Below are 25,987 nucleotides of genomic sequence, written 5' to 3'. Positions count from 1 at the left end.
GTCTTGTCAGGCGACGAGCTGGTGCTCGGCATCCAGCTTCAGCACGGTGTGGAGGGAGGCGGCCGCCTCTTCGAGGTCGGCGAGGGTGTGCTCGGCGGTCACGGCCAGCCGCAGCATGGCCCGATCGAGCGGTACCGCGGGGTAGTGCGCGAGGGCGGCGAAGACGCCGCGCTCGTACAGCTCGTGCCACGTGGCGAACGCCCGAAGGGACTCCCCGACGAGTACGGGCACGATCGGCGTCACCGTCTCGGCACCGCCGGGTCCGACCGCTGGAGCGGCGAGCGGCACTCCGAGCGAGGCAAGGGAGTCCCGCAGGAATCGGGCGTTCGCCAGGCACCGATCGGCCCGGTCCCGACCCTCGGCGGACCGGATGAGCCGGACCGCGGCGAGTGCGCCGCCGACAGCGGCGGGCACCCCCGCCGCGGTGAACTGGAACGCCCGCCCGTTCGTCCGGATCGCGTCGACGAGGTCGTGCGAGCCCACCACGAAGCCACCGGTCGAGGCGATGCTCTTGGAGAACGTGCCGGTGCGCAGCGGTGTCCTGTCGGCCTTGCCGTAGAGCTCGGTGACGCCGGTCAGGTGGGGGCCGAGCACTCCGACCGCATGCGCCTCGTCGACCAGCAGGAGCGCCCTGTGCTCCAGGCACACCTCGGAGACCTGGTCGATCGGTGCCAGGTCGCCCTCCATCGAGTACACGCCGTCCACGGTGACCATGGTCGGCCGGCCGCTCTTGCCGGCCGCGGCCAGCTTCTCGACGAGGCTGTCGATGTCGTTGTGACGGAACCGGACGGACTGCGCGTCGGTGAACTTGGCCGCGTCGTGGAGCGAGGCGTGTGCGTCGGAGTCGGAGACGATCACGTCACCGCGGCCGACCAGGGCGCCCACCGTCGCCAGGTTCGCCTGGTGACCGGTGGTGAACACGATCGCGTCCTCGATGCCGAACCAGTCGGCGATCTCGGCTTCGAGTTCACGGTGCAGGTCGATGGAGCCGTTCAGCAGCCGGCTGCCGGTGGACCCGGCGCCGAAGCGCTCCAGTGCCCTGCGCGCGCCCTCGATGACCAGCGGGTGGTCGGCGAGGCCGAGGTAATTATTGGACCCCAGCATCAGGCGGGGGCGGCCGTCCATCGTGATCCGCGGGGAGTTGGCCGTCTGCATGGCACGGAAGTACGGCGACTTGCCTTCCAGCTCCAGGGCCCGGAGGATCTTCATGCTCCAGTTCTCCTGGAGGCGCCGCACGATCTGGCTCTTCTGGTTCCTGGGCACGAAAGGTCTCCCGTTTCTGTGAGCGGTCGGGTGCCCGGCGCGGAGGGAGATCAGCTCCAGTCACCCGTGCCGACAGGTGCCTCGTCGAACAGCTGCCGCCGCAGCGCCACCCGCTTGACCTTCCAGGTGGCCGTGCGGGGGATGTCGCTCCAGTCCAGGTGGATCGGGCTGTCGAGATCAGGCAGACCGTTCAGCGCCGCAGTCCACCGCTGCGGATCGATCTCCGCGCCGGAGTAGGTGGAGTAGACGACACCGGGCTTCCCCTGACGACGGGCCAGCACGACCACCTCGCTCGTCTCGGGCAGCCGGTCCAGCAGGACGTCCTCCACGGCGATGCCGCTCGTGCCCTCGATCCGGTCGATCTCCCGGTCGACCAGCCGGATCATCCCGCTGGGCGACTTGACGCCGAGGTCACCGGTGTTCCACCACCAGCCGCTGACCTTGTTGTCGTGGCGGTCCTGCTCACCGACGTACGTCAGGCAACGGCCGGGCTGGCTGATCTCGACCAGACCCACCGTGCCCTTCGGAAGCTGCCTCCCGGTGGCCGGGTCGGTGATCCGGATCTTGGCGACCGTGGGCAGCGGCCAGCCCATGTACTGGGTGGGCGGCGGGAACTGACCGATTTCGCGCACCACCGACTTGACGTACGGCCGTAGCACGAGACCGCCGTTCTCCGTCTGACTCCACGACTGCACCCAGACCGGCAGCCTCGCGTCCGACGCGTCGAGGAACGTGCGGATCGAGCGCGTGTGCACCGCGTCGAAGGAGCTGATGTAGAGGCGGACCTGCCGGAACAGCCTGCGCGGGTCGTCGAGCAGGTGCTCCTGGCGCAGGTACATGTTCGGGAGCATGTCCACGATCGTCGGGCGGTGCTCGGCGAGCAGATCCGCGATGCGGTCGTCGGGCACGTCCGAGACCGCGAGGTACTTCGGCCCGACCGTGGCGATGGCGAACAGAGCGGTGAGCGTGTGCTGGTGGAAGAAGGGGTCGAAGAAGGCGAACGTGTCGCTGTGCCGGAACCCCATCCCGCCCCAGCGCTCGGTCTGGACGTGCGCGATGGAGTGCAGCGTCTCGGCGCTGTGCAGCGCCAGCTTCGGGATGCCCGTGGTGCCCGAGGTGTGCGTGGCGACCATCGGCTCGTCGAACTCGCGCAGCTCGACGGGCGCGGCGGGGCTGCCGGCCAGACTCTCGAAGGAGACGGCACCGTCGGGCAGCACATCACCGGCGCCGATGACGACGGTCCTGCGGGTCAGCTTCGCCAGCGCTTCCGCGTCCAGTTCGGCGATCTCCAGGCAACGCGGGTCGGTCACCAGGAACGGCTGCTCCATCCGCCGCAGCAGCGTGGTGGCCACCTCGTTGCCGTGGTTCCAGGCCAGCTGGAAGGGGATGGCGCCGAGGCGGGCCGCGGCCGAGCCGACGACCTGGACGTCGGGGTGGTTCGCCTTCATCACCGCGACTCGGTCCCACGGCCGCACCCCGGCGGCGTAGAGGCGAGCGGCCACGTCATCGACCAGCGCGGCCCACTGCCGGTAGCTGAAATGAGTGCCGGCGTCGGGCGCGATGTCCGCCGGCCGCGACAGGATGATCCGCTGGTTCGGAAAGCGCTGGGCCGCGAGGTGCCACGCCTCACCGTAACGACCGGTCGCCGGTGTCCGGGAGAACGGCGTGATCCGTTTCAGCCCCCTGCTCGGGGTGTAGACCTTGAGGAATTCCGGTACGTCAGTCGTCATGCTCGCCCTTGGGTGTCGGGTACGGATACGTGATGTGCCTCGAGCGGGCCGCCCTACGCGGACAGCGCGGAGCCGGCATCGGCCGCGTGGACCGGGTGGCTGCACAGGTCGCATCCGTGATGTGCGACGGCCGGCGGCCGGGAGGCTGTCGTACGGGACTGCAAGGCTGCGGCGGCCGCGTACCCGGGAGGCGCGGCGAGCGGGGTCAGAAGCCAGCCGGAGGGAACAGCGGCGCTGTGACCGCCGAATTCGGGACCCGGTCCGATGTCCACGCTCTGCAGGTGGCCCGCCCCGAGGCCGGATCCGTATCCCTTGAGGAACGCCTCCTTGCGGACCCAGCAACCGAGCAGCGCCCGAGGGCGGTGCGCCGGGGGCAGTCGGTGGATCGATTCCTGCTCGTTCGGGTGGAGACGGCGCAGCAGGGCGGCATCGACGCGGTCGGCGGCCTCGAGATCGATACCCACCCGGGTCCGGGCGAGGGCGAGCATAAGGGTGTTGCGTGTGCGGGACAGGGAGAAGTGCAGGTCCCTCTGCGGAAGCGTCGGTCTGCCATGGGGCTTGTGGCAGGAGGGACAGAGCGCGCGCGAGAGGGTGATCGCCTGCGGTGCGGTCCCGAGACAGTTGGCGAGGACGAGTCGCAGGGCCAGGTGCGCGAGGACGTAGGTGCCGCGTCGGTCGGCGCTGAGGAAGCTGTCCGCGCGATGCCGTTCCGAGGCGTCGAGCAGGGATGTGAGGCGGTGGGCCCGCCCGGCGGTGTCCGGGTCGGCGTGCAGCGTCCACACGTCGATGTGGCCCGCGGCCGGGCGATATCCGGTGGGTGGAAGGGCGACTTGGGGCAGGAGGTGGTGCTGTGTCCAGGGCATCCGTCTTCCCCTAGGGGCGGTGTGGCGGTGGTCGACCGGTCGGAGAGAGGCGGCGATCGTGCCGCCCTGTCATGCGAGGCGGCGGTAGGTGCCGCGGTGGCGCAGCAGCGGCTCGCCGCTTCCGTGGCCGGCGGTGGTGACGGACCCGATCAGGATGGTGTGGTCTCCGCCGGGGTGGGTGGCGTGGACGGCGCAGGTCAAGGAGGCGACGGCTTCGTCGAGGACCGGCACGGTGTCCTGGTAGTGGTGCGCAACGCCGGCGAACCGTTCCATGAGGGGCTTCTCGGCGAACACCTGGGAGGTGTGGTCCATGGTCGCGCCGAGAATGTTCACCGCGAAGGCGCCGTGTGCGCGGATGAGAGCGAGGGTGCCGGACTGGTTGGCCAGGCAGGCCAGGACGAGCAGCGGGTCGAGGGAGAGCGAGGTGACTGCGCTGGTCGTCATGCCGACGGGCCCGCGCGGGGAGGCGGTGGTCAGCACCGTGACCCCGGCGGCCAGTTCACCCATGACGCGGCGGAACTCCTGCTGCCGATCCTGCTCAGCTGAACGGGTGGCCGGGGCTGTACGGGGCACGGTGCTGTGTGGCATCTAGGGCCTTTCGTTCGGATCAGGCCGGATCAGGGAGCGGGGTCTGGTGCTGTGCATCGCAAGGCGGAGGAGGGAGTCAACGCGGAGCGTTGGCGACCGACGACAACGCGGCGAGGTGCGGTGCCAGAGCTCGCGAGCCCGGCGCGATCCGAACGAAAGGCCCTAGGCCAGCCTCCCGGTGAGGTAATCGTCGCGCAGACGGCCTCGTTGACGCTTGCCGCTGGTGGTGCGGGGGATGCCGCCGCGCCGGAGCACGATCACCTCGTGCAGGTTGAATCCGTACGCCTGGCGGACGGCCATCGCGGCTTCGTGCTTGAGCCGGTGGTGTTCGTCGGGGCGCAGGCGGGTTTCGATCACGGCGATGACACGTTCGCCACCGTCGTCGGTGCAGGAGAAGACGGCGCTGTTGCCGGCGTCGATGTCGGGGTGGGTCTCGATGGTCTCTTCGACGTCGTACGGCGGCAGGTTGCGGCCGTTGACGATGAGGAGTTCTTTGACGCGACCGACGATGTACAGGTCGCCGTCCCGGGTGAAGCCGAGGTCGCCGGTGGCGTGCGTGCGGTCGGGGACCGGGTTCGGGGTGCCGCCGGGGCTGAGGTAGCCGGCCATGACGGAGTCGCCCTGGAGGTGGATCTCGCCGATCTCGTCGTCGCCGCAGTCCTTTCCCTCGGGCGTGCGGATGTGGACGGTGAGGCCGCCGACGGGCCGGCCGCAGGCGATGACGGTGATCGAGGACCGCTCATGGGTCGCGTCGGTGACCTTGGTGTGGTGGTGCAGGTCCTCGCGATCCAGGCGCAGGGCTTTGACCCGGCCCCAGGACAGGCTGCCGGGCGGCCGCCGGTCGAGGGACATGGTGGCGGCGAGGACGGTCTCGGCCATGCCGTAGCAGGGGATGATCACGTCCTCGCCGAGGTTCTGCCCGGCGAACGTGTCGCGGAAGTCGGTGAGGACCTGGAGCGGGATCGGCTCGGCGCCGACGTACGCCTGGCGCAGGCTGGACAGGTCGAGGTCGGTGTCGGGGGTACGGCGGAAGCGTTCGGTGGCGGTGCGGTAGCCGAAGGGCGGGGCCGTGGTGATGGTCGCGCCTCGTTCGGAGATGTGCCGCAGCCAGGACAGCGGGTCGCGCAGGAAGCTGATGGACGGCATCAGATCCAGCGGCACGCCGCGGGCGAGGGTGGACAGGGTCAGGATGAAGCCCATGTCGTGGTGGAGCGGCAGCCAATGGCACGCCCGGTCCTGCTCGGGTGTCAGCTCCAGGGCGCGGTGGATGGCGCGTACGTTGGCGGTGACCTGGGCGTAGGTGAGGACGGCTGCTTTGGGGGCGCTGGTGGATCCGGACGTGAGCTGGATGTGGTGCGGGTCGTCCGGGTGCGGTGGGGTGAGCTGTGCCGGGTCTGCCGGCGGGTGCCGGAGGTCGGCCACGGTCAGAATGCGCGGACCGGCGTCGGTGGCGAGGTCGGCGGCGGTGGCGCTGTCGGCGGTGATGACGGCGGCGGGCTCGGTGACGGAGACGACGGCCCGGAACTGGCGGGTGCCGGTCGCGGTGGTGTCGCCCGGGTGGGGCGGGACGACGACGGTGCACGGGACCAGGCCGGCCAGCAGGCAGCCCCACAGGGCGGCCAGGTGGTCGGGGCCGGTGCCCAGCGGCAGCAGTACTCGGTCGCCCCGCCTCAGGCCGCGGGCCAGGAGCGCCCCCGCGGCCCTCCTGGCCTGGTCGTCGAGCTGACGGTAGGTGAGGGATGCGGTGACGCCGCGGGAGTCGAGGAAGGTGATGCCCGCGGTGTGCTCGCCGAGGGTGTGGTAGTCGAGCAGACCGGCGTCGTCGACGGTGGTGACGGCCATGGGCTGGTCCTTCACTTGTCGGCGCGGGCGGCTTTGGCGGCCACTCGCTCGCGGACGTAGTCGGCGAGGTCGCCGATGTGGGTGAAGGCGAACGCCTTCTGCTCGGGGATGAAGACCCGGAAGGCGCTCTCGATGCGGCTCATCGCGGCGACCAGGGTGATGGAGTCGAGCGGCAGGCTGAGCAGCGGCGTCGTCCGGTCGAGGTGGTCGAGGTCGACGTGGGCGAGGTCGGCCGGGTCGAGGATCTCGGTGAGGGCCTCGCGCAGGGCGGTGAGCAGCTCGTCGTCGGTCGGGGTGGCAGCGGCGGGTGTGGTGGTCACGGCCGGCTCTCTCCTGTCGGTGCGGTGATGGTGTCGCTGCGCGGGTCGAGGCCGAGGGCTGCTTTGCCGATCATGTCGCGCAGGGCGTCGAGGTTGGCGCCCATGACGGCGCCGGCGCGGGCGTCGCGGTAGTGCCGTTCGAGCGGGTTGGCGCGCAGGAAGCCGTGGCCGCCGGTGACCTGCATGGCGGTGTCGGCGACCGTGATGGCGGCCTTGTTGCAGATGTACTTGGTCATGTTCAGCGCCGGGAGCGCTTCGAGGGGGTCGTTCTCGGCCGTCCACGCGCCGTGCAGCAGGGACAGGCGGGCGGTGTGCACGGTGGTGGCCATGTCCGCGACGTGGAGGCGTACGCCCTGGAAGGCGGCCAACGGCAGGCCGGTGGGCGCGAGTTTGCGGCGCATGACGTGGTCGTTGGCGAAGTTCTGGGCGGCGCGGGCGATGCCGAGGGAGGCGGAGGCGAGTCCGAGGATGAGGGCGGGCAGGGCGTGGGTGAGGCGGGTCATGCCGCCGCCGGGGCCGCCGACGCAGTTCGTGGTGGGGATGCGGCAGTCGAGCTGGAGGGTGTTGGCGCTGTTGGCGCGCATGCCCATCGCGTCCCAGGTCCGTTTGACGCTGAGGCCGTCGTGGCCGGCGGGGATGACGGCCATGGTCTGGCTGCGGCGGAACTCGGGTTCGCCGCTGTGGGCGTTGATGAGGTAGTAGTCGGCGTGCCCGGCGCCGGTGCAGAACGCCTTGGTGCCGGCCAGGTGGACCGTGTCGCCGTCGGGTGTGGCGCGCAGTTGCGGGTTGAGGATGTTGCCGCCGGTGCCGGGTTCGGAGAATCCCCAGCTGAGAAGCCTGCCTTCGGAGGTGACCTCCTTCAGGACGCGTTCGGCGACGGGGTTGGTCGCGGCGTCGGCGGCGAGGAGGCGTGCGGCGCCGGAGTGCATGGCGTAGATCAACGCGGTGGATCCGCATGCTTCGGCGAGTTCGGCGACGGCCAGTCCCCACGAGGTGAGGTCGGCGCCGGTGCCGCCGTACCGGGTGGGAACGAGCAGGCCGAGGAGTTCGGCGTCGTGGAGGTCGGCGAAGTTCTGCGTGGGGAAGGCGGCGTCGCGGTCGTGCTCGGCGGCGCGGGGGGCCAGGCAGCGGCGGGCGACCGCGCGGGCCTGGTCGACGATGTCCTGCTGGTCACTGCTCAGTGCGAGGTCAACCATGAAAGCTCCTCGGGATGTCTTGCCGATCTTGCCGGGGTCGCGGCGCCTGGCACCCCCTGGGTCGTGTCCGGAAAGTAGCGCCGTCTGCCCGCAAGGCAGGGCTCGCGGCGTCTGGTGCGTGCGATCGCAAGGCGGAGGGTCGCCCTCGTACTGGACGTATTCGGGTGATCCCGACAACGCGGCGTGGGGGCACCTCCCGTGCCCGAAGGGCTACGGGGGAGCTCGTGCCAGGCGTCGCGGGCCAGGCGGGACTTTCCGGACACGGCCTAGAAGGACGCCGCGGGCACCGGGCTCCGCAGTGAGTGCACACGGGTGGCCAGCTGGTCCGGCGTGTAGAAGCGGGCGTCGATGATGACGTCACCGGCGGGCGGTGCGGTGGTGGGCGTGCGGGTGTAGACGGCGTTGCCGTACACGGTGAGCGGCACCTGGGCGGGCCGGTCGGCGACGGGGATGGGTTCGCGGTGCCCGTGTCCGAGCTGCCAGCGGTGGGTGGCCGCCATGTCGACGGGCCTGTCGCAGGCGCTCGTGCAGTCGGGGGGCGCGAGCCGGTGGTGGCGGGCGGTGGGGCATGAGCGGGCCCAGGCGAGCGGGGTGACGTCGAGCAGGCGCCGCACCGTCAGGCCGCTCTTCTCGGGGACGAGGGCGGCGGCGTCACTTTCCAGGGCCGTGATGCCGAACACGGCGAGTTCGTGCAGGTACGGCTCCTCGAACACCGGTGCCTCGAGCGGGCCGCGCGGCGCCTGGTCGGCGTCGTGGGGCCGTCCGGGCATGAGGGCGAGTCCTGCGGCCAGCTCGCAGCCGGCGTCGGTGAGCGCGGAGGCGGTCCCGAGGTCGTTCACCGTGACGGTGAGCGGCCCCTGCCCCGCCAGGTCCCGCGCCAGGCCGGTGAGGCGGATGCTGCTGCGCTGCCAGGCGGCCGGCAGGACGACACCGGCCCGCAGACCGGCCTGCCGGATCCTGGCCAGTGCCTGGCGCAGCGTGAGCGCGTCGGGCAGCTTGGCCGCGCAGCCTTCCTGCCCGATGCTCACCGCGTCGACCGGTAGGCCGAGGACCTCGTCGAGCCGGCCCGGGGTGGTCAGGCGGACTTCCACGGTCATGGCTCCAACCCCCTTCTCTCGTCAGACGTGGGCGCGGCGGCGAGGGGTGTCGCGGAAGCGGCAGCGTTGCTGCTCGCACATCCGGGGCACCCACCCCATCTGCCACATCAGCTCGACGCGGTCGATGTCGGCGATGGTCTGCTTGGGGCTCCAGCCTCGGGCGACACCGTTCAGCGCCCGCCGGTACATCTGGGTGATCTTGGCGTTCTGGCGGACGATGGGGCTCTCGCGGCCGGGGATCTGCAGCGCCGTCACTCCGAGGGCCACCAGGGAGGGCACGTCGCACAGGGCGCAGTCCGACGCACCGTCGAGGAACCCGCCCAGGTCCCTCACCGCTTCCTCCGGCGCCGGGGCGCCCTGGTAGCCGGCGCGGCAGCCGAGGCCGGAGCCGGGCTGGTCGGGCAGGCGGCAGGAGTGGCAGTTCCCGCCGGACCCGGTCTGGACCGGGACCTCGACCTCCAGGCCGTCGACCGCGCAGAACGCGGCGATCTCGTCCAGCGTGGTGGCGTGCGGGACGACGATCCGCCCGACCCCGTAGACCTCCTGCAGCCGCATCGCGTAAGCGACGGTGGTCACCCCGAGGTGGGCTCCGGCGACGAGCGGAACGCCGGGGTGCTCGTCGGCGATCCAGCGGGCGGCGGGCAGGGCGCCGACGACGACGGTGTCGGCGCCCGCGTCGATGCCCTGGGCGACGTGGGCCAGGAACGTGTCCTTGTCGCCGGCGGTGACGGCGGGGGCGTCCGCGCACACGTGGACCCTCATGCCGGCCGTGTGCGCCTGCGTGATGATCTCTTTCAGCAAGCGCCGGTTGGAGACCTGCGTCGGGTCTCCGTCCCGTCTGCCCGGCAGGGCGTCGAAGCTGGAGCCCGTCCCCGCTGGTGGCCGGTGGGCGACGTAGATCTCGGTCGCCCCGCCGGTGATCTGCAGTTCCAGCATCTGCAGGTTGCGCACCGGTGCGTCGAGCCCCACCGATGCCGCCGCCGCGGGATCGGGCACCGCCACGAACGCCGCTTCGCGTTCGGTGTGCGGCGGGGCCATCTCCCACTGCTCGCTCACGTCATGACTCACTGCTCTGCGCCCCCGTCGCTTACCGCTGTATGTCGTGCTGAGGCACCGGCCTGTGCCGGCCCGGCTGTCAGGCGTGGGTCGGCTGCGGTGCGTCGGCCGGGCCCAGCGCCCGCAGCTTGCCGACGGCGTCGACCGTTCGTGCGGCCGCCGCGGTGACGGCGTCCACGGTGGTGGTGCGGCCGGGGCTGAAGCGGACCGCGGAGCGGGCCCGCTGGGCGGGGATGCCCATCGCGGTCAGCACATGGGAGGGCTCGTCGCTGCCCGCGTGACACGCGGATCCGGCCGAGACACAGACGCCGTGCACCGCGAGGACGTCGACGAGGGTGTCGCCGCGCACTCCGGTGAAGGACACGTTCAGCGTCTCCGGCAGGCACGGCGCTCCGTCACCGTTGACCGCGATGTCTCCCGCCTCCTCAAGTCCCTTGAGGAGATGGGCGCGTACCGTGTGCCGGTACGCCTGGTAGGCCGGATCGTCCAGGTGGTGCAGGGCCGCCGTGGCGGCCGCGGCCATGCCGAGCACTCCGGGGACGTTCTCGGTTCCCGCCCGCAGGCCGCGCTCCTGGCTGCCGCCGCGGATCAGCGGCGACAGTCTCACCCCGGGGGCGACCTTCAGCGCGCCGACGCCCTTGGGGCCGTAGAACTTGTGCGCCGAGACGGACACCAGGTCCGCGCCGAGACCGGCCAGGGAGAGCTTGCCCGCGGTCTGCACGGCATCGGTGTGCATCAGCGCACCGGCTTCGTGGGCGATGCGGGCGATGTCGGAGACCGGCTGGATGACGCCGGTCTCGTTGTTGGCGTGCATGACCGAGACGAGCACGGTGTTCGGCCGCAGTGCGCGACGTACGTCCTCGGGGTCGATCCAGCCCCGCCCGTCCGGCCGGAGGATGGTGATCTCGGCACCGAGTTGGTGCGCCATGGCGCACGATTCGAGGACCGCGGAGTGCTCGATCGCGGTGGTGATCACGTGCACCGGCCGGCCGTCGGTGGCGGCCAGGACGGTGCCGCACACGGCGAGCGCGTCGGCCTCGGAGCCGCCGCCGGTGAAGACGACGTCGTCCGCGGCGCAGTCCAGCAGGGCGGCTATCCGGGTCCGGGAGGATTCCAGGGCGTCCTTGGCCTCGTCGCCGGCGTCGTGCCGGCTGGAGGGGTTGCCCGTGATGCTCATTCCCGCCAGCACGGCGTCGACTGCTTCTCGGCAGACGGGGCTGGTGGCGGCGTGGTCGAGGTAGACGCCCGCTCCGGCCGCCGTGGGCTGGGGCGGTCTAGGCACAGATGAGGGGTGCGTCATCGTCGACCCCCTCCCGGTAGTTCGACACCAGGCGGTGCGCCACCTGCCGACCCAGCGCGGCGACGTGCCGCTGGTCGGGGGCGAGCCCGCCGAGCAGTTCCTCGACCCGCTCGTCGTCCCACGCCTCGATCTCGCCGAGCGGGGCGCCCAGGGCGGCTTCGGTGATGACGCTGGCGGTGGCCAGCGAGGCGGCGCAGCCGTGGGCGCGGAAGCGGATCGCCGCGACCGTGCCGTCGGCGACGCGGGCGGTCAGCATGATCTGATCCCCGCACACCGGGTTGCCGATGAAGGCCCGCACATCGGGGTTGTCGAGCTCGCCGGCGTTGCGCGGGTGGGTGAAGTGGTCCACCACGGTGGGGCTGTAGCGCGGCATGGTGTCAGCCCTCCACCGGCGCGGTGGCGGCGGGGATCTCGCACTCGGCGACGATCTCCTGGCTGTCGATGAACTTCTCGATGCTCACCGCGCAGCAGCCGAGTTCGGCGCCCTGCAGGCGGCGGCGGAAGGAGACCGTCTGGCCGGTGCGGCCGCACGGGCAGGGGGTGTGGTCGACCTCGCCGACGTCCTCGCTGAGGATGAAGGCCGGGTAGCCGGTGGACAGGGCGTCCATCAGGGCGATGACGCCGGTCTTGCCGGGGGCGAGTTCGACGTCGGTGTCCTCGACGTCGCGGATCGAGATGTAGGACCACGGCGGGACGTGCTTGCGGTGGTGCTCGCACTCCACGGCCAGCATGTTCGACTCGATCATGCCGTACATGTCGCGGACCCGGTCCGCGGGAATGCCCAGGTACTTCTCGATCTTGGCGTTGAACTCCTCGCGGCCGATCGACTCGCCGGTGTACCTCTTCCAGCCGCCGAGGGTGATGATCAGCGACTCGGGGTCGAGCTGGAGGGTGATGTCCTCCAGCTCCAGGTAGCGCAGGAGCCGGCCGACGAGGAACGGCGGGCCGATGATGTGCCGCGTCATCGACTCCTCCCACTTGTCGAGCTGACCGAGCGCCTCCTCGGGGTCGAAGGCGTAGTCGCGCACGACGTAGGCGTGGTCGTCCAGCAGGCCGTTGAGGACGTTGAACGCCTTGACCATGCCCATCTCCGGCGTCTCGGCCGTCGAGGGGCACAGGAACAGGCCCGCGCCCTTGCCGACCTGGAAGAACTCCCGGTACTGGGCGAAGATCGCGGTCATCACGCGGCTGACGGTCCGCACGTCACGACGGGCGACGCTCGGCACGCCGCCGGTGCCGGTGGAGCGGATCTCCAGCTCGACGTCGGTCAGCGGAGCGGTCATGAGCACATGCGCGTCGGGCTGCTTGAACATGCGCACGGGCAGCAGCGGGATCTTCACCAGGTCGGCCGGCGTCTTGAGGTCATCGGCCGTCACGCCGGCGGCTTCGCACTGGGCGCGGTAGAAGGCGTTGTGCTCGGCGTGCTCGGCGAACGCACCGCGCATCGCGGCGGTCACCGAGGCCTCCCACTCGCTCTCGGGCTGGCGGAAAGCGATGTCCGGACAGCCGAGCATGGCAGCGAGTTCCATGGATCCCCCTTGGCTTTGGGCAGCGAGAACTGCACACTGCGGTCGGGTAGTTGGCTCGAACCAACCCGATCGCGGCGCGACCTACTATTGCAGTAGTACTACGTGGATAGTCAAGGATCGGCCGATGTCCTATGCTGCTCGCCATGGCAAGACTGGGTGACCTTGAGCGAGCGGTGCTGGACTGCCTGTGGCAGGCCGAGCAGCCGCGGACCGTGCGCGAGGTGCACGAGGCGCTGGTGGAACGGCAGTTGGCGTACACCACCGTCATGACCACTCTGCAGCGCCTCGCCCGCAAGGGCCTGGTCACCCAGGACGCACAGGCCCGGGCCCACCTCTTCAGTGCGGTGGCCACCCGGGAGGAGATGTTCGACGAGCTCATGACCGACGCTCTGGGCATCGCCGGCGACGAGCACGAGGCGATGCTCCGCTTCGTCGACGGCATCAGCCCGCAAGCCCGCGCGGCGCTGGCCGAAAGGCTCGAGCGCGACAACCACGCGTGATCTGGCAACGCCACAGACCGGACAGCACCACGCTGCGCCGGCACCAGGCCTGGCTCCAGGGGTAGAGCCGGGCCGCGCAGGCGAGAACAAGTGAACCAAGGTAACGGGGGGTTACGTGGATGCGCTGTGTCTTGTGCTGTTGTCCGTCCTGCTCCTGGCAGGAGTGTCAGTCGTGGTCACCCACACCAAATGGCCCTACCGCGCCCCGTGCGCGGCACTGTGCCTGTGGCTCGGCGGTTGCGTCGCCGCGCTGACCGGCCTGCTGGCAGCCACGTACACGATGGTCGTCCACTTCGATGAGACCGCCCAGCACCGGATTCTCCGGCTGCCCGCCGACATCACCGCCGTCCTGGCCGCATGGATATTCGTCGGCCGCGTCCTGCGCGCGTACGTCAGGATCCACCGCAAGGGAACACGAAGACGTCAACGGCATCGGGCCCTGCTGGGCCTCTTCGGCAAGAGCGTGCACCACCTCCAGGCGGTGATCCTGCCCAGCCGCCAGCCCCTCGCCTACAGCGTCCCGGGTCCCGACGGCGGTCACGCCGTCATCTCCGACTGCGTCCTGGCGGAGTTCACCCGCGAGGAGGTCGATTCCGTCCTCGCCCACGAGAAAGCCCATCTGCGTCAACGCCACCACCTGCTGACCCAGTTCAGCGACGCCTGGTGTACGGCACTGCCCAAGCGTACGTTCGCCGTCCGCTTCGCCGAACGCTTTCACGGCCTCATCGAGATGCGGGCCGACTGCGCCGCCAGTGTCCGGTGCGGACGCCTCGCCACCGCCTCCGCGCTCGCCCGGATGGCCTACGACAAGAGCCCTGAGCCCGACGCCGACTCCGGCTGCCCGGTGGCCGCCCGCCGCCGGCACCTGCTGACCAACGACCGATGTTGCAGCTCGCTGACCGCCTCCACGGCCTTCTGCGCGGCCTGCGCCGTCGCTGTCGCCCCCGCAGTCCTTACGGCCGCCGGCGTCCTCGCTGCCGCCTGTACGTGGATCTGCCACTGACCGCCCTCACACGAGGGCTTTTTTGTTGAGCCGAGAACGTTCCTCGAGAAGGGGTACTGATGAACGAGTCGCAGGTCTCCGAGTCCATCGAGATCGCCGTGCCGCCGAGCGTGGTGTACGCCGCGGTGACAAACGTCGCCGACATGGGCCGCTGGAGCCCCGAATGCACCGGCGCGAGCGTCAAGGAGGACGGCGCGCGCCAAGAGGTGCGACCGGGTATGAAGTTCACCGGCCACAACCGTTCCCCCAAGCGGCCGTGGTCGACCCAGTGCACCGTCACCGCGGCCGAGCCGGGCCTGAAGTTCACCTTCCTCGCCCGCGGTGTCGGCCTGCGCGTCGCCCTGTGGAGCTACCGCTTCGAGCCGCTCGACGATGGCCGGGCGACGAAGGTCACCGAGACCTGGATCGACCAGCGCGGCTGGTTCATGCACGTCATCGGCCCCAAGGTCAGCGGCATCCACGACCGGGCCACCCACAACCGCCAGACCATGCAGGTCACTCTGCGACGTCTGAAGGAGACGCTCGAAAAGGAGCACCAATCCGCCTGACGGCTCCGGCACGCTGTACGGACAGCGGGGAGGGGCACACCGCCTGGTGTGCCCCTCCCCGCCGCGCTGTCCGCAGGCAGTGGCGGGACAAGACCGTGCTGCCGGGCCGGACGGGGGCGACCGGCCCGGCAGCGGGCGGGCGCGGCAGAGCACGGGGGAGAGGAGCCGTGCCGCGCCCTGCCTGGCCGCCCGGCACGGGCCGGGCGGTCAGGAGCCGTTACGAGGTGGCGCTCTCGACCTTCGTCCCGGTCGGCTCCTGCAGGAGCGGCCTCTTGTCCCGGGCCGGGAGCAGGGCGACCACCACCACCGCGGTGACCGCGGCGAGGCCCGCGCAGATCAGTGAGACGGTCGACATGCCGGCCACGAAGGCATCGCGGGCCGAGTCCGCGAGGCCGCCTGCCTGCGCGGCCGGGAGCTTGTCCGCGACCTGGATGGCGCCGGCCACGTTGTCCCGGATCGCCTCCTGCGCCTGTTCCGGCAGGGCGGAGGGGATGTCGTCCTCGACGTTGTCGCGGTAGGCGGAGTTCAGCGAGCTTCCGAGGACGGCGACGCCGACCGACGCGCCGATCTGGCGCATGCTGTTGGCCAGCGCCGAACCGGCGCCGACCTGGTCGGCGGGCAGCGAGCTGAGGATGGCGTCCAGCGTGGTCGGCATGGTGAAGCCCAGCGCCAGGCCCATGATGGCGAGCGCGGTGCCGGTGACGGTGAAGTCGGTGTCGGGGTCCACGGTGGAGAGCAGTCCGAGTCCCGCGACCCACAGCACCATGCCGGTCGCGACGATGACCTTCGTGCCGATCCTGCCCACCAGACGCCCGCCGACCCCCGCGGCGATGATCAGCGCGCCGATCATCGGCAGCAGGTGAAGCCCTGTGTCCATGGCGTCCTTGCCCTGCACCTGCTGCAGGAACTGCGGCACCACGAACAGCACACCGAACAGGATGAACATCACCGCGGAGATCGCGACGCTGGACCAGGTGTAGCGGGCGTTGCGGAAGAACCCCAGGTCCACGAGAGGACTGGATGCCTTGCGCAGCCAGACGAACAGCATGCCCAGCAGCACCAGCCCACCGATCATGGTGATCAGCACGGTCGGGTCGCCCCACCCGGCGTTGGGGACCTCGATGACGCCGTAGACGAACGCGGAGACGCCCAGCAGCGACAGGGCGGCACCGATGAGGTCGAGCCGCTTGGCGTTCGGGTCGCGGGATTCCGGCACGAACAGCAGCATGCCGATGACTGCGACGATGACGACGGGGATGTTGATCAGGAAGATCGAGCCCCACCAGAAGTTGTTCAGCAGCCAGCCGCCGGCCAGCGGACCGAGCGGGAGCCCGAGGGCGAACCCGGCAGTGGCGATCGCCATGGCCTTGGAGCGTTCCTCCTTCGGGAACATCAGCGGCACGATCGACAGCGCGAGCGGCGTGATGGCGGCGGCGCCTGCGCCCATGACGATGCGCGCGACGATCAGTCCGTCGGGACTGTCGACTCCCAGGACCATCAGGGAGCCGATGCCGAACAGCAGCAGTCCGCCGATCAGGACGCGCCGCCGTCCGATGCGGTCGCCGAGTACGCCGAGCGGCAGCAGCAGACCGGCGAAGGGGAGGGTGTAGCCGTCGGTGAACCACTGCAACTCGGTGGTGGTCGCTTCGAGTTCGGTGGCCAGAGTCGGCAGGGCGACGGTCAGGATCGTCGCGTCAAGCCCGACGATCATCAGGCCGAAGACGGGTGCGGCCAGAGCGAGCCAGCGTTTGCGCGCCAGCCCGCTGTTGCCGGGTGACGACGGATCAGTTGCGGTGGTGCCGGGCATTGCCATGGATGCTCCTCAGCAGGGCGCAAAAGAAAAGACGATGGGGTGCCGGGCCGTCTGCCCGGCCGGACAGGAGCCACCGATCGGCACGATCCGACGTGGCCCGAGGCGCGTGCGGGCGCGCCGGGAATCCCCCTGAGCTGTTCCGTGTCGCTCAGGGGGCCGATGAACCATCCCCCTTGTGAAGTGATGAAGCCTCAGGCTTCCGCTGTCTGCGAGAGGCAGCGCTGTCAGGTCAGTTGCAGCAGGCACACCCCGGGGCACAGCCGCAGGCGTCCTGGTCGTCGGCCGGCTGCGCACCGGCCTTCAGCGTGCTCAGACCGCTCGGTGCGCAGCAGCCGTCGCCTCGCCATGCTTCCCGGCCCTCCCTGACCGCGATCGCCGCTATCACCAGCGCGGCGATCGGGTCCGCCCACGACCATCCGAGGGTGGCGTTGGCGAGCAGGCCCACCAGCAGCACGGCCGACAGATAGGTGCACAGCAGTGTCTGCTTCGAGTCCGCGACCGCCGAGGCCGACCCCAGCTCCCGCCCCGCGCGCCGCTGGGCGGCGGACAGGAACGGCATGACGGCCAGGGACAGGGCTGCCAGCACGATGCCGGGGACCGACGACTCCGCCTCGCCGCTGCCCACCAGGGCGCGGATCGCGTCCACGCTCACGAAGGCGGCGAGCGCGAAGAATGACACCGCGATGATCCGCAGCGCCTTCTTCTCCCGCGCTGCACGCACGGCGTGCTCACGGGCCGAGAACTGCCAGGCGACCGCGGCCGCCGACGAGACCTCGATGATCGAGTCGAGACCGAACCCCACCAGGGCGGAGGACGACGCCATGGTTCCCGCGGTAAGGGCGACGATCGCCTCGACGACGTTGTAGGCGATGGTGGCCGCGACCAGCACTCGTATGCGACGGGCCAGTACCTCGCGGCGTAACGGGGCCGGCCCGAGCGCCGTCTCCGCGGCCATCAGCAGCAGCCCTTCTCCTCGGCATCCGGGCACGTACTGTCCTCGGCGACGGCCACCACGGCCTCACGCAGGTCGTCCAGCGCGTGTCCCAGGCGGGGGTCGGCGAGCTCGTAGAGGGTACGACGGCCCTCGGGCACGGCCACGACCAGGCCGCAGTCGCGCAGACATGCCAGATGGTTCGACAGGCGCGTACGGGAAATACCGAGAGCGTCGGCCAGATCGGACGGGTAGGCGGGAGCCGAACGAAGGGCGAGCAGCAACCGGCAACGGATCGGGTCGGCGAGAGCACGGCCGAACCGTGCCAGGACCTCGATGTCTTGCGCGAGATTCAGCACACGGAAGACGATACACGGAACGCTGAATTCATGAAACCCTGGATCAACGGCTTCGGGCTGAGACGCGTACCTCCGTGTCGGCGCCCGGCCGTCCGCAACTGCGCTGCCGCAGACCGGCCTACGGGACGGCGGCCTGAACGCCGGCCACCTCGGTGCCCCACCTCCCGCCCCGCCTGCCCGCAACCGCCTCGCGCCTGCTGCCTGGCGCCCTCGCCGCGGGCACCGGTGCGCTGTACGTACCCTCGGCACCGGTCTGGCGAGGCGCCCACAGGGCGATGACGGCTACCCCGCAGGTCATAGCGAGTTCAGGTCGATCCCTTATCGTCTGCGCCGACCGCAGTACTCCCTGTCGCGCGGCACCGGCCTGTCGAGGAGTGACGAAGTTGAGCAGCACGCCCCCGCCCGCCCCCGGGACGCCCGACGCACTGCAGCGGCGTCTAGGTATGCCGGACGCGGTACTGATCGGGCTGGGGGCGATGGTCGGCGCCGGGATCTTCGCCTCGCTGGCCCCAGCTGCCCGCGCGGCCGGCTCCGGGCTGCTGATCGGGCTCGCGGTCGCCGGCGTCGTCGCCTACTGCAACGCGACCTCCTCCGCGCGGCTCGCCGCCCTCTACCCGGCCTCCGGCGGCACCTACGTCTATGGCCGCGAACGCCTCGGCGCGTTGTGGGGCTACCTGGCCGGCTGGGCGTTCATCGTCGGCAAGACCGCATCGTGCGCGGCCATGGCCCTGACCGTCGGCTCCTACCTCTGGCCCGGCCAGGCCCACGCGGTCGCCGTCGCCGCAGTGGTGACACTGACCGCGCTCAACTACACCGGAGTGCAGAAGTCCGCCCTGCTGACCCGCGTCATCGTGGCCGCCGTCCTCTCGGTCCTCGCCGCCCTCGTCGCTGCCTCACTCACCTCCGACGCCGCGGACACGGCCCGCCTGAGTGTGGGCTCCGACGCCACTGTCGGCGGGGTGCTGCAGGCGGCGGGGCTCCTGTTCTTCGCGTTCGCCGGCTACGCCCGCATCGCCACCCTCGGCGAAGAAGTCCGCAACCCGGCCCGCACCATCCCCCGAGCCATCCCGATCGCCCTCGCCCTCACCCTCGTCGTCTACACCGCCGTCGCCGTCTCCGTCCTGCTCGTCCTCGGCCCCGGCGGTCTGGCGGACGCCGGAGCGCCGCTGACGGACGCCGCCCGAGCGGCCGGAGCCGACTGGCTCGTCCCCGTGGTCCAGGCGGGCGCGGCGGTCGCCGCCCTCGGCTCGCTGCTCGCCCTCATCCTCGGCGTCTCACGCACCACCCTGGCCATGGCCCGCGACCACCACCTGCCCCATGCCCTGGCCGCCGTGCACCCGAAGTTCAAGGTCCCCCACCGGGCCGAGCTTCTCGTCGGAGCCGTCGTCGCCACCGCCGCCGCCACCGCGGACCTGCGCGCGGCGATCGGCTTCTCCTCCTTCGGGGTCCTGGCCTACTACGCCGTCGCCAACGCCTCCGCCTTCACCCTGACGCGAGCCGAGGGCCGCCCGGCCCGGATCATCCCCATCGTCGGTCTGGCCGGCTGCCTCGCCCTGGCCTTCGCCCTCCCCCTGTCCTCTGTCCTGACCGGCACCGCCGTGCTCCTGGCCGGTGCCGCCGTCTACGGGATGCGCCGCCGGTCGACGCCTGACCCCGGCTCTGACTCCCGCCCCGGCAGACCCACCTGACCAGCAGGCCGGCAGCGGCGGTGACCGAACGTGCCCGTCCGGGCTCGCGACCTGTACCCAGGCCCTGTACCCGGGTACGGGTCTACCGTCGGAGGTGTCCCCGGCCTCGGGGACGTGACGACGGGAGTGAGTGCCATGAGCGATCCGGTATGGGTGCCGCATTCCTGCACGCTGCCCACCGAGAAGCGGCCCCTGCGGGTGGCGGAGTGGGACGCCCTGTTCGCCGAGCGGCTGACCTCGCTGTCGAGGCCCGAGCCACTGTGGCTGCACGTCGAGCTGGCCGCCGGCCAGGGCGTCGAGACCCAGGTGCGCGACCTGGTGGAGCGGGAGGGCGGCTGCTGTTCGTTCTTTTCCTTCACCGTCACCCCGGGCGAGGCCGCGATCGGCCTGGACATCCACGTAGACCCGGCGCACGAGGCGGTCTTGGAGGCCCTGGCCGCGCGGACTGCCGCCGGAGGGCCGCAGTGAGCGCTGGGCCGCGCAGCGGCCAGGTCGCCGAGGCGCCCCGGGTGAACATCCGGACCCCGCACTACTGACAGGCGGCGCGAGCTGCCGGCCGAGCCGGAACGCGGTAACGGCGGGCACCGCCTCCACGGCGAGGACGCGGTGACCGCGCAGCTCCGGTCAGGGTGACCTCGAAGGAGGCCGCCGACCTGGTCGAGCACGTCGCCGGCGGACGTGCCGGGGTACACGAGATCGCCCCGGACCTGCAGGACGGGATCGACCCGCGGCGCTTCACGAGGGGCGCCTGCGCCGTCGGTGTCCGCCTCTCGTTGCTTCGTACGGGGCACCCGAGCGGCAGGTTGGGCGTGTGCGCTGGCGGCCGCTGTCGTCGCGGCGAAGCATGGCCCGGTGGCGCCAGCGCCCCGGCCTTGCAAGTCCTCGCCGCGGGCCGGGTTTGCCGTCCGCCCGATCCCCTTCCCGAGGAGTACCTCCGTGACCTTCAATCCGCTCGAGCAGCGGGGGATCCCGCTGGACCGGCAGCTGCGCAACTGGAGCGAGCTCAACGTCAAGCCGATCGACCCCGACCGGTGCGACCCGTACACCCGGTGCCGGATCATCGCGATGAACGGCATCGAAGTCGAAGCGATCATGTTCAGCCACCAGCTCGCCCGCAACACCGTCGATCCGGAGGTGAAGCGCCGACTGGCGCAGACGCGCTACATCGAGGCGCAGCAGCAGAAGGTGGTGAACTGGCTGCTGCCCGGGGTCTCGTCCGTGCTCGAGACCACGATCGCCTACGAGCAGGTCGCGGTGGACCTGACGGCATGGGTGGCGCGGATGGAACCGGACCCGTACCTGAAGCAGGCGTACGAGTTCGGTGTCCTGGAGGACTTCGACCATCTGTACCGGTACGCGAACCTGTACGAGATGATCGAGCACCGTAAAGCGGAGGCGATCGTGGACGGGCTGACCGAGGTGATGCCCGGCCGGCCCACGAAGTTCCACCACCGCGACCCGGTGGACAACGTGCGCGACGCGTACGCGAAGGACGAGACCGACCCGCTGTCGAAGCTGCACGCGCTGACCATCATGTCGGCCGAGCAGCAGACCATGAACTTCTACATGAACACCGGCCCCACCTACATGGAACCGATCGCCCGGCAGCTCTACCAGGAGATCGGGCTCATCGAAGAAGAGCACGTCACCCACTACGAGTCCCTCGTCGACCCCGGCGAGACGTGGTGGGAGCAGCTGGTCAACCACGAGTACAACGAGTGCTACCTCTACCACTCCTTCATGGAGCAGGAGAGCGATCCCAAGGTCAAGGCGGTCTGGGAGCTCCACCTGAACATGGAGCTGGAGCACCTGCGCATCGCCTGCGACCTCATGCGCCGGCACGACGGCCGGGATCCCGAGTCGGTGCTCGCGCCGGAACTGCCGAACGTGCTCACCTTCGAGCCGAACAAGGCGTACCTGCGGGAGCTGCTGGACACCCAGATGGACCTCACCACGCTCGGGGCCGGCTACGTCCGGGAAGCGCACGAGCGGTTCGAGAAGATGCAGGAGCAGATCCACGGCGGCGAGGAGCCCCCCAGCGAGCGCGTCATGACCGAACATGACGCGATGTTCGGCCGGGAGTACCGCATCGAGTCCGAGGGCAAGCACCCCGACCCCGCCATGCGCGAGAAGTAGGGATTCGACATGGCCGAGCTGCAGACCCCCCAGGCCGGGGACGACTACGCCCCCGACACCGATGTGGTGGCGCTTCTGATGCGCCAGCACGGTGACATCCGCAACCTCTTCGACGAGGTCGAGGCCGCATCCGGTGAGGCGCGCCGGGATTCCTTCCGCCGGCTCGTACGCCTGCTCGCCGTCCACGAGACCGCGGAGGAGGAAGTCGTCCACCCCTTCGCCCGCCGTGCGCTGCCGGGCGGCGCGCAGGTGGTCGAGGACCGTCTCGCCGAAGAGAAGGCGGCCAAGGAGGCCCTCTCGGTGCTCGATGATCTCGACACCGACGACCCGACGTTCATGCCCCGGTTCATGAAGCTGCGCACGGACGTCCAGGAACACGCCCGCGCAGAGGAGCGCTACGAGTTCACCCACATCCGCCGCAGTACGGACAGCACGAATCTGGCGGCGATGGCCAAAGCTGTCAAAGCCGCCGAGGCGATGGCCCCCACACGGCCGCACCCGGGCGTGGAGTCCGGCGCGGCCAACATGGCCTTGGGGCCGGTCGCCGCCCTCATGGACCGGACCAGGGACGCTGTCCGCAAGGCCATGGGCAAGGACGGCTGACCGCAGCGGGACGGGTTCCGGGGCCGGCGTCGATGTCGATGTCGCTGTGGAGGCGTGGCCGTGATTCGTGGGTCAGCCTCGACCGCCCGGGCGCCGCGTTCGCGCAGGCCCTGTCCGCACCCGGCGCGCCCACGGGCCGGGCCGTAACCTCAGCAGACCTCGTTACCCGGCTTCGCACTTCGGACGCGCTTTGCCTCGCCGTGAGCCCGCTCGCCGTCCCCGTGCCGGTGCCGGTGAGGCCACGGCCGCGCGGCAGGGTTCGCTCCGGTGCCCGGGGACGTGGTCCTTGGGTTGCGGGAGAGCGGCGGGGACGTGGCGGAGCCGGTGCGGGGGAGTGGCCGGTGGCATCTTCGCCGCCGTGCCCGCACCCGCGCCCATTTCGCGGAGAGGCCGGGTCGTGACGGGCCAGATGCCGGCCCCGCCCGTCGCCCCGGTCCTGGAGCCGGCTGCCGCCGTGCTCGTCCGGGCGTCCAGTCCGCCGTTCCTTTTCCAGCTTCCGCCGGCGTACGGCCGCAGAGTCCTGGAGGAGGTCCAGTCCGGCCCGGTTGACCTGCCGGCCGTGGAAGAGGAGTGGGTGACCGTGCGTGGCGGCCCTACGAGTGAGGTCCGGGCCCGGGTCGTGCGGCCTGCCGGTGCCTGCGGCCGGCTGCTGCCGGCCGTCGTCTATCTCCACGGAGGGGGCTGGGTGTTCGGCAACGCCCGCACCCACGACCGTCTGGTGCGCGAACTCGCCGTCGGCGCAGGCGCGGCCGTGGTCTTCCCCGAGTACGGTCTCTCGCCCGAGCACCGCTATCCGGTGGCCGTCGAGCAGAACTGGGCGGTGGCCCGCTGGATCACCACCGACGGCGCCGCGCACGGCCTCGACACCTCCCGGATCGCCGCCGCCGGCGACTCGGCAGGCGGCAACATGTCCGCCGCCCTGACCCTGATGGCCAAGGAGCGCGGGGGCCTACGCCTGCGCGCGCAGGTGCTCTTCTACCCGGTGACCGACGCCTCGTTCGACACCGGGTCCTACCACCAGTTCGCCGAAGGCCACTTCCTGCGCCGCGACGGAATGCAGCGGTACTGGGACCACTACACCACCGACGAACAGGCGCGGGCGCAGATCACCGCCTCCCCGCTGCGCGCCACCACCGAGCAGCTGACGGGACTTCCCCCGGCCCTGGTGATCACCGCCGAGGCCGACGTCCTGCGCGACGAGGGCGAGGCATACGCCGACAAGCTACGCGCCGCCGGAGTGCCGGTCACCGCGGTCCGCTACCAGGGCATCATCCACGACTTCGTGATACTCAACGCCCTGCGCGGCACCCACGCCGCCCGCTCCGCGATCGACCTCGCCGGCAGAACCCTCCGCCAGGCCTTGAACGAGGCTTGAGACGGCTACCCCCGCCGTCGTGACAGGGGCAGCGCCCGAGAACTGGTGATGAGAGCCGAACCCGGAGAGCTGAGGCTCCGCCAAGCGACGATGCACTATGAGCACGCTATAGGTGCGGCGCCTTCCGGTGATCGACGGTCACCACCTGGTCGATATCGTCGCCTTGGCCGACGTCGACGGCCCCCGCGGACGCGCTCTGTCGGAGCTCGTGCTGTCCTCGATCGCGCGGAGGACCCGGGGGGCCGGCACCCTTCATGAGCATGGCCCTGGGGCCCGGCGCGGCCGGCCTCTTCCGGATCCCAGGACGAGCGAATCCGCAGTCGGCATTCCTCCGGCGCGATCCAGTCCATACGGCCCGCCCTGATCTAGGACGCTCTCTGTCCTAGATGTCTCCTACCCTCGGCCCATGACCACTTCGTCGCAGGAACCGACCCCTTTCCTCCCAGACGAGCGCGGCGAAATGCTGCAAGCACTCGCGGAACAGCGGGAGTTGCTGCTGATCACCGTGCGCGACCTCACCGATGACGAGGCCTCGCAACGCACCACCGTGAGCGACCTCACCCTGGGCGGAATCGTCAAGCACCTTGCCCGGGGTGAGCACGCATGGGCACAGATCATGGCCCTGGGGGACGGAGAACTGCCGCAGGGCATGCTCGAGGCGGAGCAGTACCGCATGACCGACGGCGAGACCCTCGCCGGGCTGATCGAGCAGTACGCCGCTGCCGCGCGGACAACCGAGGAACGTGTGGCTGCCCTGCCGGACCTCGACGGGCGCGTGCCACTTCCCAGGACTCCGTGGTCCCCGCCCGAGCCCGTCCACTGGTCCGCGCGCCGGATCCTGCTGCACTTGATCAGGGAGACGGCACAGCACGCCGGTCATGCGGACATCATCCGGGAAGCGCTCGACGGAGCCAACACCACCGCCCAACGGGACTGACCTTCCCCGTACCCGGTCGGCCGGCCATCGGCAGCACGTCACCGCGGAGCTCCTCGGGCGCTGATGGCCGTGGGGGCGCCGTCGGCGACGGTACGTCGGCTTGCGGCACAGCCCGCCCCCGCGGAGCTGGCGGTCCTGTCCCAGCGGCTCGCGCTCCGCCGGCGCTACTCGGTGCGCAGTGCCGTGGCCGTACTCGCCCTGGCGGCCCATCCGGCCGGGATCAACGCGCCCAGCATCGCGATCACGACGCCGCCGAGCCCCAGCAGGAGCAGCTGGGAAGGCCCGTACACATCGAGGACGAGCGACGGCAGACTGGTGCCCACGGCACTCCCCATCACCGGCATGACGACGCTGTGCAGCGCGCACCCCGCCGGCACGCCGATCAGCCCGCCGATCACGCCGATCACGGCCACCGAGGCGAGCACGAGGCCCACGGTCTGCCGCGGCGTCATACCGATCGCCTTGCAGACGCCCAGGTCGTGGATGCGCTCCCTGGTGTCGAGGACCACGGAGTTGAGTACGCCGAGGCCGGCCACGTTGATCAGCATGAGGGTGAGCACCGCCGCCGTTGCGGCCATGATGAGGATGCCGCCGTCAGGCCCCTCTTCGGTGCTGGTCGTGGCCTCGCCGCCCAGCGGCTGTACGACCGCGGCGACCTTCTGGGCGTACTCGTCGGCGGAGACGCCGGACTTCGTTTCGACGAGGAACGTACTGGGCTCGGCCGACGTGAAGTCGGCCATGTCCGCGTGAATCTCCAGCCGGCTGCCCGACGTGTCGAAGGACTCGCCCACGATCCGCAGGTTCGCAGTCTCCTTCTCGTAGGTCACCCGCACCGTGTCACCGATCTTGGTGTTGGTCCTGTCCAGAAAAGTGCGAGGGCACCACGACCTGCCCCTTACCGGTGATCCAATGCCCGGAGAGCATCTCGTAGCTGCCGGAGCGCGAATCACCCTGACCACCGAGACACCCGAGCGAAATCCCAGCCAGACCAGGCCGCGGCCGGTGTGGGCGAGGGCGTAGGCAAGCTCGTCGCGGTTCATGGACGACCAGACTGGGATGCAGGCTGCGGCCGCCTTCGTACAGCGTCATCAGCTCCCGGCCCCTGACAGCCAATCCGGAGCGCGCCCGCTTCTTAGCGGCCGTTGTCTTTCTCTCGCCCGCCGCCCGGGTGCCCGGAGAAGTGTCCTCCGCCGGTGGGGACACCTGCGCGGGCAGGACACATCGCGGGTGGCGCAGCCGCTGCAGGAGCTGGTCGTGCAGTGCCACGCTCCTTGCGTTCCGGTATGCCGGATCGGGGGGCGGCCGGAACG

25 protein-coding genes are annotated in these 25,987 nt (G+C 70.8%); 9 read left to right on the top strand and 16 right to left on the bottom strand.

Translation table 11 applies throughout. The features are described 5' to 3' along the window. Positions 1–6 precede the first annotated feature (6 nt). The 12 genes from ACFZBD_RS03470 to ACFZBD_RS03415 all read right to left on the bottom strand — a co-directional run bounded on the left by ACFZBD_RS03470 (position 7) and on the right by ACFZBD_RS03415 (position 12,784). Positions 7–1,263: an aminotransferase class I/II-fold pyridoxal phosphate-dependent enzyme gene (locus ACFZBD_RS03470; RefSeq protein ID WP_391134584.1), complete on the bottom strand. Its 1,257-nt coding sequence runs from the start codon at positions 1,261–1,263 to the stop codon at positions 7–9. Positions 1,264–1,313: 50 nt separating this feature from the next. Then, positions 1,314–2,993 (bottom strand): AMP-binding protein, encoded by a 1,680-nt coding sequence (locus ACFZBD_RS03465; protein WP_391134581.1) that lies wholly within the window; start codon positions 2,991–2,993, stop codon positions 1,314–1,316. Between the two features lie 53 nt (positions 2,994–3,046). Next, positions 3,047–3,856: a 4'-phosphopantetheinyl transferase superfamily protein gene (locus tag ACFZBD_RS03460; RefSeq protein WP_391134578.1), complete on the bottom strand. Its 810-nt coding sequence runs from the start codon at positions 3,854–3,856 to the stop codon at positions 3,047–3,049. 69 nt (positions 3,857–3,925) lie between these two features. Beyond that, positions 3,926–4,363, bottom strand: a complete 438-nt coding sequence (locus ACFZBD_RS03455) for a flavin reductase (protein WP_391134574.1) — start codon at positions 4,361–4,363, stop codon at positions 3,926–3,928. 243 nt (positions 4,364–4,606) lie between these two features. Continuing rightward, positions 4,607–6,286: an AMP-binding protein gene (locus ACFZBD_RS03450; protein WP_391134571.1), complete on the bottom strand. Its 1,680-nt coding sequence runs from the start codon at positions 6,284–6,286 to the stop codon at positions 4,607–4,609. 11 nt (positions 6,287–6,297) lie between these two features. Continuing rightward, positions 6,298–6,606 carry a phosphopantetheine-binding protein gene (locus ACFZBD_RS03445; protein ID WP_391134569.1) on the bottom strand — a complete coding sequence of 103 codons (309 nt, stop codon included), beginning with the start codon at positions 6,604–6,606 and terminating at the stop codon, positions 6,298–6,300. Then, positions 6,603–7,802, bottom strand: coding sequence for an acyl-CoA dehydrogenase family protein (locus ACFZBD_RS03440; RefSeq protein WP_391134566.1), 1,200 nt, complete (start codon positions 7,800–7,802; stop codon positions 6,603–6,605). Before ACFZBD_RS03440 ends, ACFZBD_RS03445 begins: the two co-directional genes overlap by 4 nt. Before the next feature lie 266 nt (positions 7,803–8,068). Next, positions 8,069–8,899: a hypothetical protein gene (locus ACFZBD_RS03435; protein WP_391134563.1), complete on the bottom strand. Its 831-nt coding sequence runs from the start codon at positions 8,897–8,899 to the stop codon at positions 8,069–8,071. Between the two features lie 21 nt (positions 8,900–8,920). After that, the gene (locus ACFZBD_RS03430; RefSeq protein WP_391134560.1) at positions 8,921–9,955 is read right to left on the bottom strand and encodes a U32 family peptidase; all 1,035 of its coding nucleotides are present in this window, start codon (positions 9,953–9,955) and stop codon (positions 8,921–8,923) included. A gap of 79 nt (positions 9,956–10,034) precedes the next feature. Next, positions 10,035–11,237: an aminotransferase class V-fold PLP-dependent enzyme gene (locus ACFZBD_RS03425; RefSeq protein ID WP_391134555.1), complete on the bottom strand. Its 1,203-nt coding sequence runs from the start codon at positions 11,235–11,237 to the stop codon at positions 10,035–10,037. Further along, positions 11,230–11,628, bottom strand: coding sequence for an iron-sulfur cluster assembly scaffold protein (locus ACFZBD_RS03420; protein WP_391134553.1), 399 nt, complete (start codon positions 11,626–11,628; stop codon positions 11,230–11,232). Before ACFZBD_RS03420 ends, ACFZBD_RS03425 begins: the two co-directional genes overlap by 8 nt. Before the next feature lie 4 nt (positions 11,629–11,632). Beyond that, positions 11,633–12,784, bottom strand: coding sequence for a hypothetical protein (locus ACFZBD_RS03415; RefSeq protein WP_391134550.1), 1,152 nt, complete (start codon positions 12,782–12,784; stop codon positions 11,633–11,635). A 143-nt stretch (positions 12,785–12,927) separates the two neighbouring features. Here ACFZBD_RS03415 and ACFZBD_RS03410 point away from each other — a divergent pair, with 143 nt between their 5' ends. The 3 genes from ACFZBD_RS03410 to ACFZBD_RS03400 all read left to right on the top strand — a co-directional run bounded on the left by ACFZBD_RS03410 (position 12,928) and on the right by ACFZBD_RS03400 (position 14,835). Further along, complete coding sequence (locus ACFZBD_RS03410; protein WP_391134547.1) at positions 12,928–13,284, top strand: BlaI/MecI/CopY family transcriptional regulator; 357 nt, start codon at positions 12,928–12,930, stop codon at positions 13,282–13,284. 172 nt (positions 13,285–13,456) lie between these two features. Then, positions 13,457–14,287, top strand: a complete 831-nt coding sequence (locus ACFZBD_RS03405) for a M48 family metalloprotease (protein WP_391134544.1) — start codon at positions 13,457–13,459, stop codon at positions 14,285–14,287. Positions 14,288–14,346: 59 nt separating this feature from the next. Then, the gene (locus ACFZBD_RS03400) at positions 14,347–14,835 is read left to right on the top strand and encodes an SRPBCC family protein (RefSeq protein WP_391134541.1); all 489 of its coding nucleotides are present in this window, start codon (positions 14,347–14,349) and stop codon (positions 14,833–14,835) included. 217 nt (positions 14,836–15,052) lie between these two features. Here ACFZBD_RS03400 and ACFZBD_RS03395 read toward each other — a convergent pair whose 3' ends face one another. From ACFZBD_RS03395 to ACFZBD_RS03385, 3 genes are all read right to left on the bottom strand, one after another. Next, positions 15,053–16,648, bottom strand: coding sequence for a DHA2 family efflux MFS transporter permease subunit (locus ACFZBD_RS03395; protein WP_391134538.1), 1,596 nt, complete (start codon positions 16,646–16,648; stop codon positions 15,053–15,055). 229 nt (positions 16,649–16,877) lie between these two features. Beyond that, complete coding sequence (locus ACFZBD_RS03390; protein WP_391134535.1) at positions 16,878–17,603, bottom strand: cation transporter; 726 nt, start codon at positions 17,601–17,603, stop codon at positions 16,878–16,880. Next, positions 17,603–17,938 (bottom strand): metalloregulator ArsR/SmtB family transcription factor, encoded by a 336-nt coding sequence (locus ACFZBD_RS03385; RefSeq protein ID WP_391134532.1) that lies wholly within the window; start codon positions 17,936–17,938, stop codon positions 17,603–17,605. Before ACFZBD_RS03385 ends, ACFZBD_RS03390 begins: the two co-directional genes overlap by 1 nt. A 443-nt stretch (positions 17,939–18,381) precedes the next feature. On the opposite strand from ACFZBD_RS03385, the gene ACFZBD_RS03380 reads away from it, so the two are divergent. From ACFZBD_RS03380 to ACFZBD_RS03355, 6 genes are all read left to right on the top strand, one after another. Then, positions 18,382–19,626: an amino acid permease gene (locus ACFZBD_RS03380; protein ID WP_391134529.1), complete on the top strand. Its 1,245-nt coding sequence runs from the start codon at positions 18,382–18,384 to the stop codon at positions 19,624–19,626. A 135-nt stretch (positions 19,627–19,761) separates the two neighbouring features. Next, complete coding sequence (locus ACFZBD_RS03375) at positions 19,762–20,094, top strand: hypothetical protein (protein WP_391134526.1); 333 nt, start codon at positions 19,762–19,764, stop codon at positions 20,092–20,094. A gap of 468 nt (positions 20,095–20,562) precedes the next feature. Beyond that, the gene (locus ACFZBD_RS03370; RefSeq protein ID WP_391134523.1) at positions 20,563–21,762 is read left to right on the top strand and encodes a hypothetical protein; all 1,200 of its coding nucleotides are present in this window, start codon (positions 20,563–20,565) and stop codon (positions 21,760–21,762) included. Positions 21,763–21,771: 9 nt separating this feature from the next. Then, complete coding sequence (locus ACFZBD_RS03365) at positions 21,772–22,365, top strand: hemerythrin domain-containing protein (RefSeq protein ID WP_391134520.1); 594 nt, start codon at positions 21,772–21,774, stop codon at positions 22,363–22,365. A gap of 409 nt (positions 22,366–22,774) precedes the next feature. After that, a complete protein-coding gene (locus ACFZBD_RS03360; protein ID WP_391135908.1) occupies positions 22,775–23,740 on the top strand; it encodes an alpha/beta hydrolase fold domain-containing protein in 966 nt (321 codons plus the stop codon). 406 nt (positions 23,741–24,146) lie between these two features. Beyond that, a complete protein-coding gene (locus ACFZBD_RS03355) occupies positions 24,147–24,677 on the top strand; it encodes a DinB family protein (protein ID WP_391134517.1) in 531 nt (176 codons plus the stop codon). A 164-nt stretch (positions 24,678–24,841) separates the two neighbouring features. Here the strand turns inward: ACFZBD_RS03355 and ACFZBD_RS03350 are convergent, their stop codons facing one another. After that, the gene (locus tag ACFZBD_RS03350; protein WP_391134514.1) at positions 24,842–25,717 is read right to left on the bottom strand and encodes an FtsX-like permease family protein; all 876 of its coding nucleotides are present in this window, start codon (positions 25,715–25,717) and stop codon (positions 24,842–24,844) included. Between the last annotated feature and the right edge of the window lie 270 nt (positions 25,718–25,987).

It is taken from the genome of Streptomyces sp. NPDC008121, from assembly GCF_042957155.1.
In the GTDB taxonomy this organism is placed as follows: Bacteria; Actinomycetota; Actinomycetes; order Streptomycetales; family Streptomycetaceae; genus Streptomyces.
Note: the sequence above shows the minus strand (reverse complement) of the source record. Positions and strands in the feature narration are given on the sequence as shown.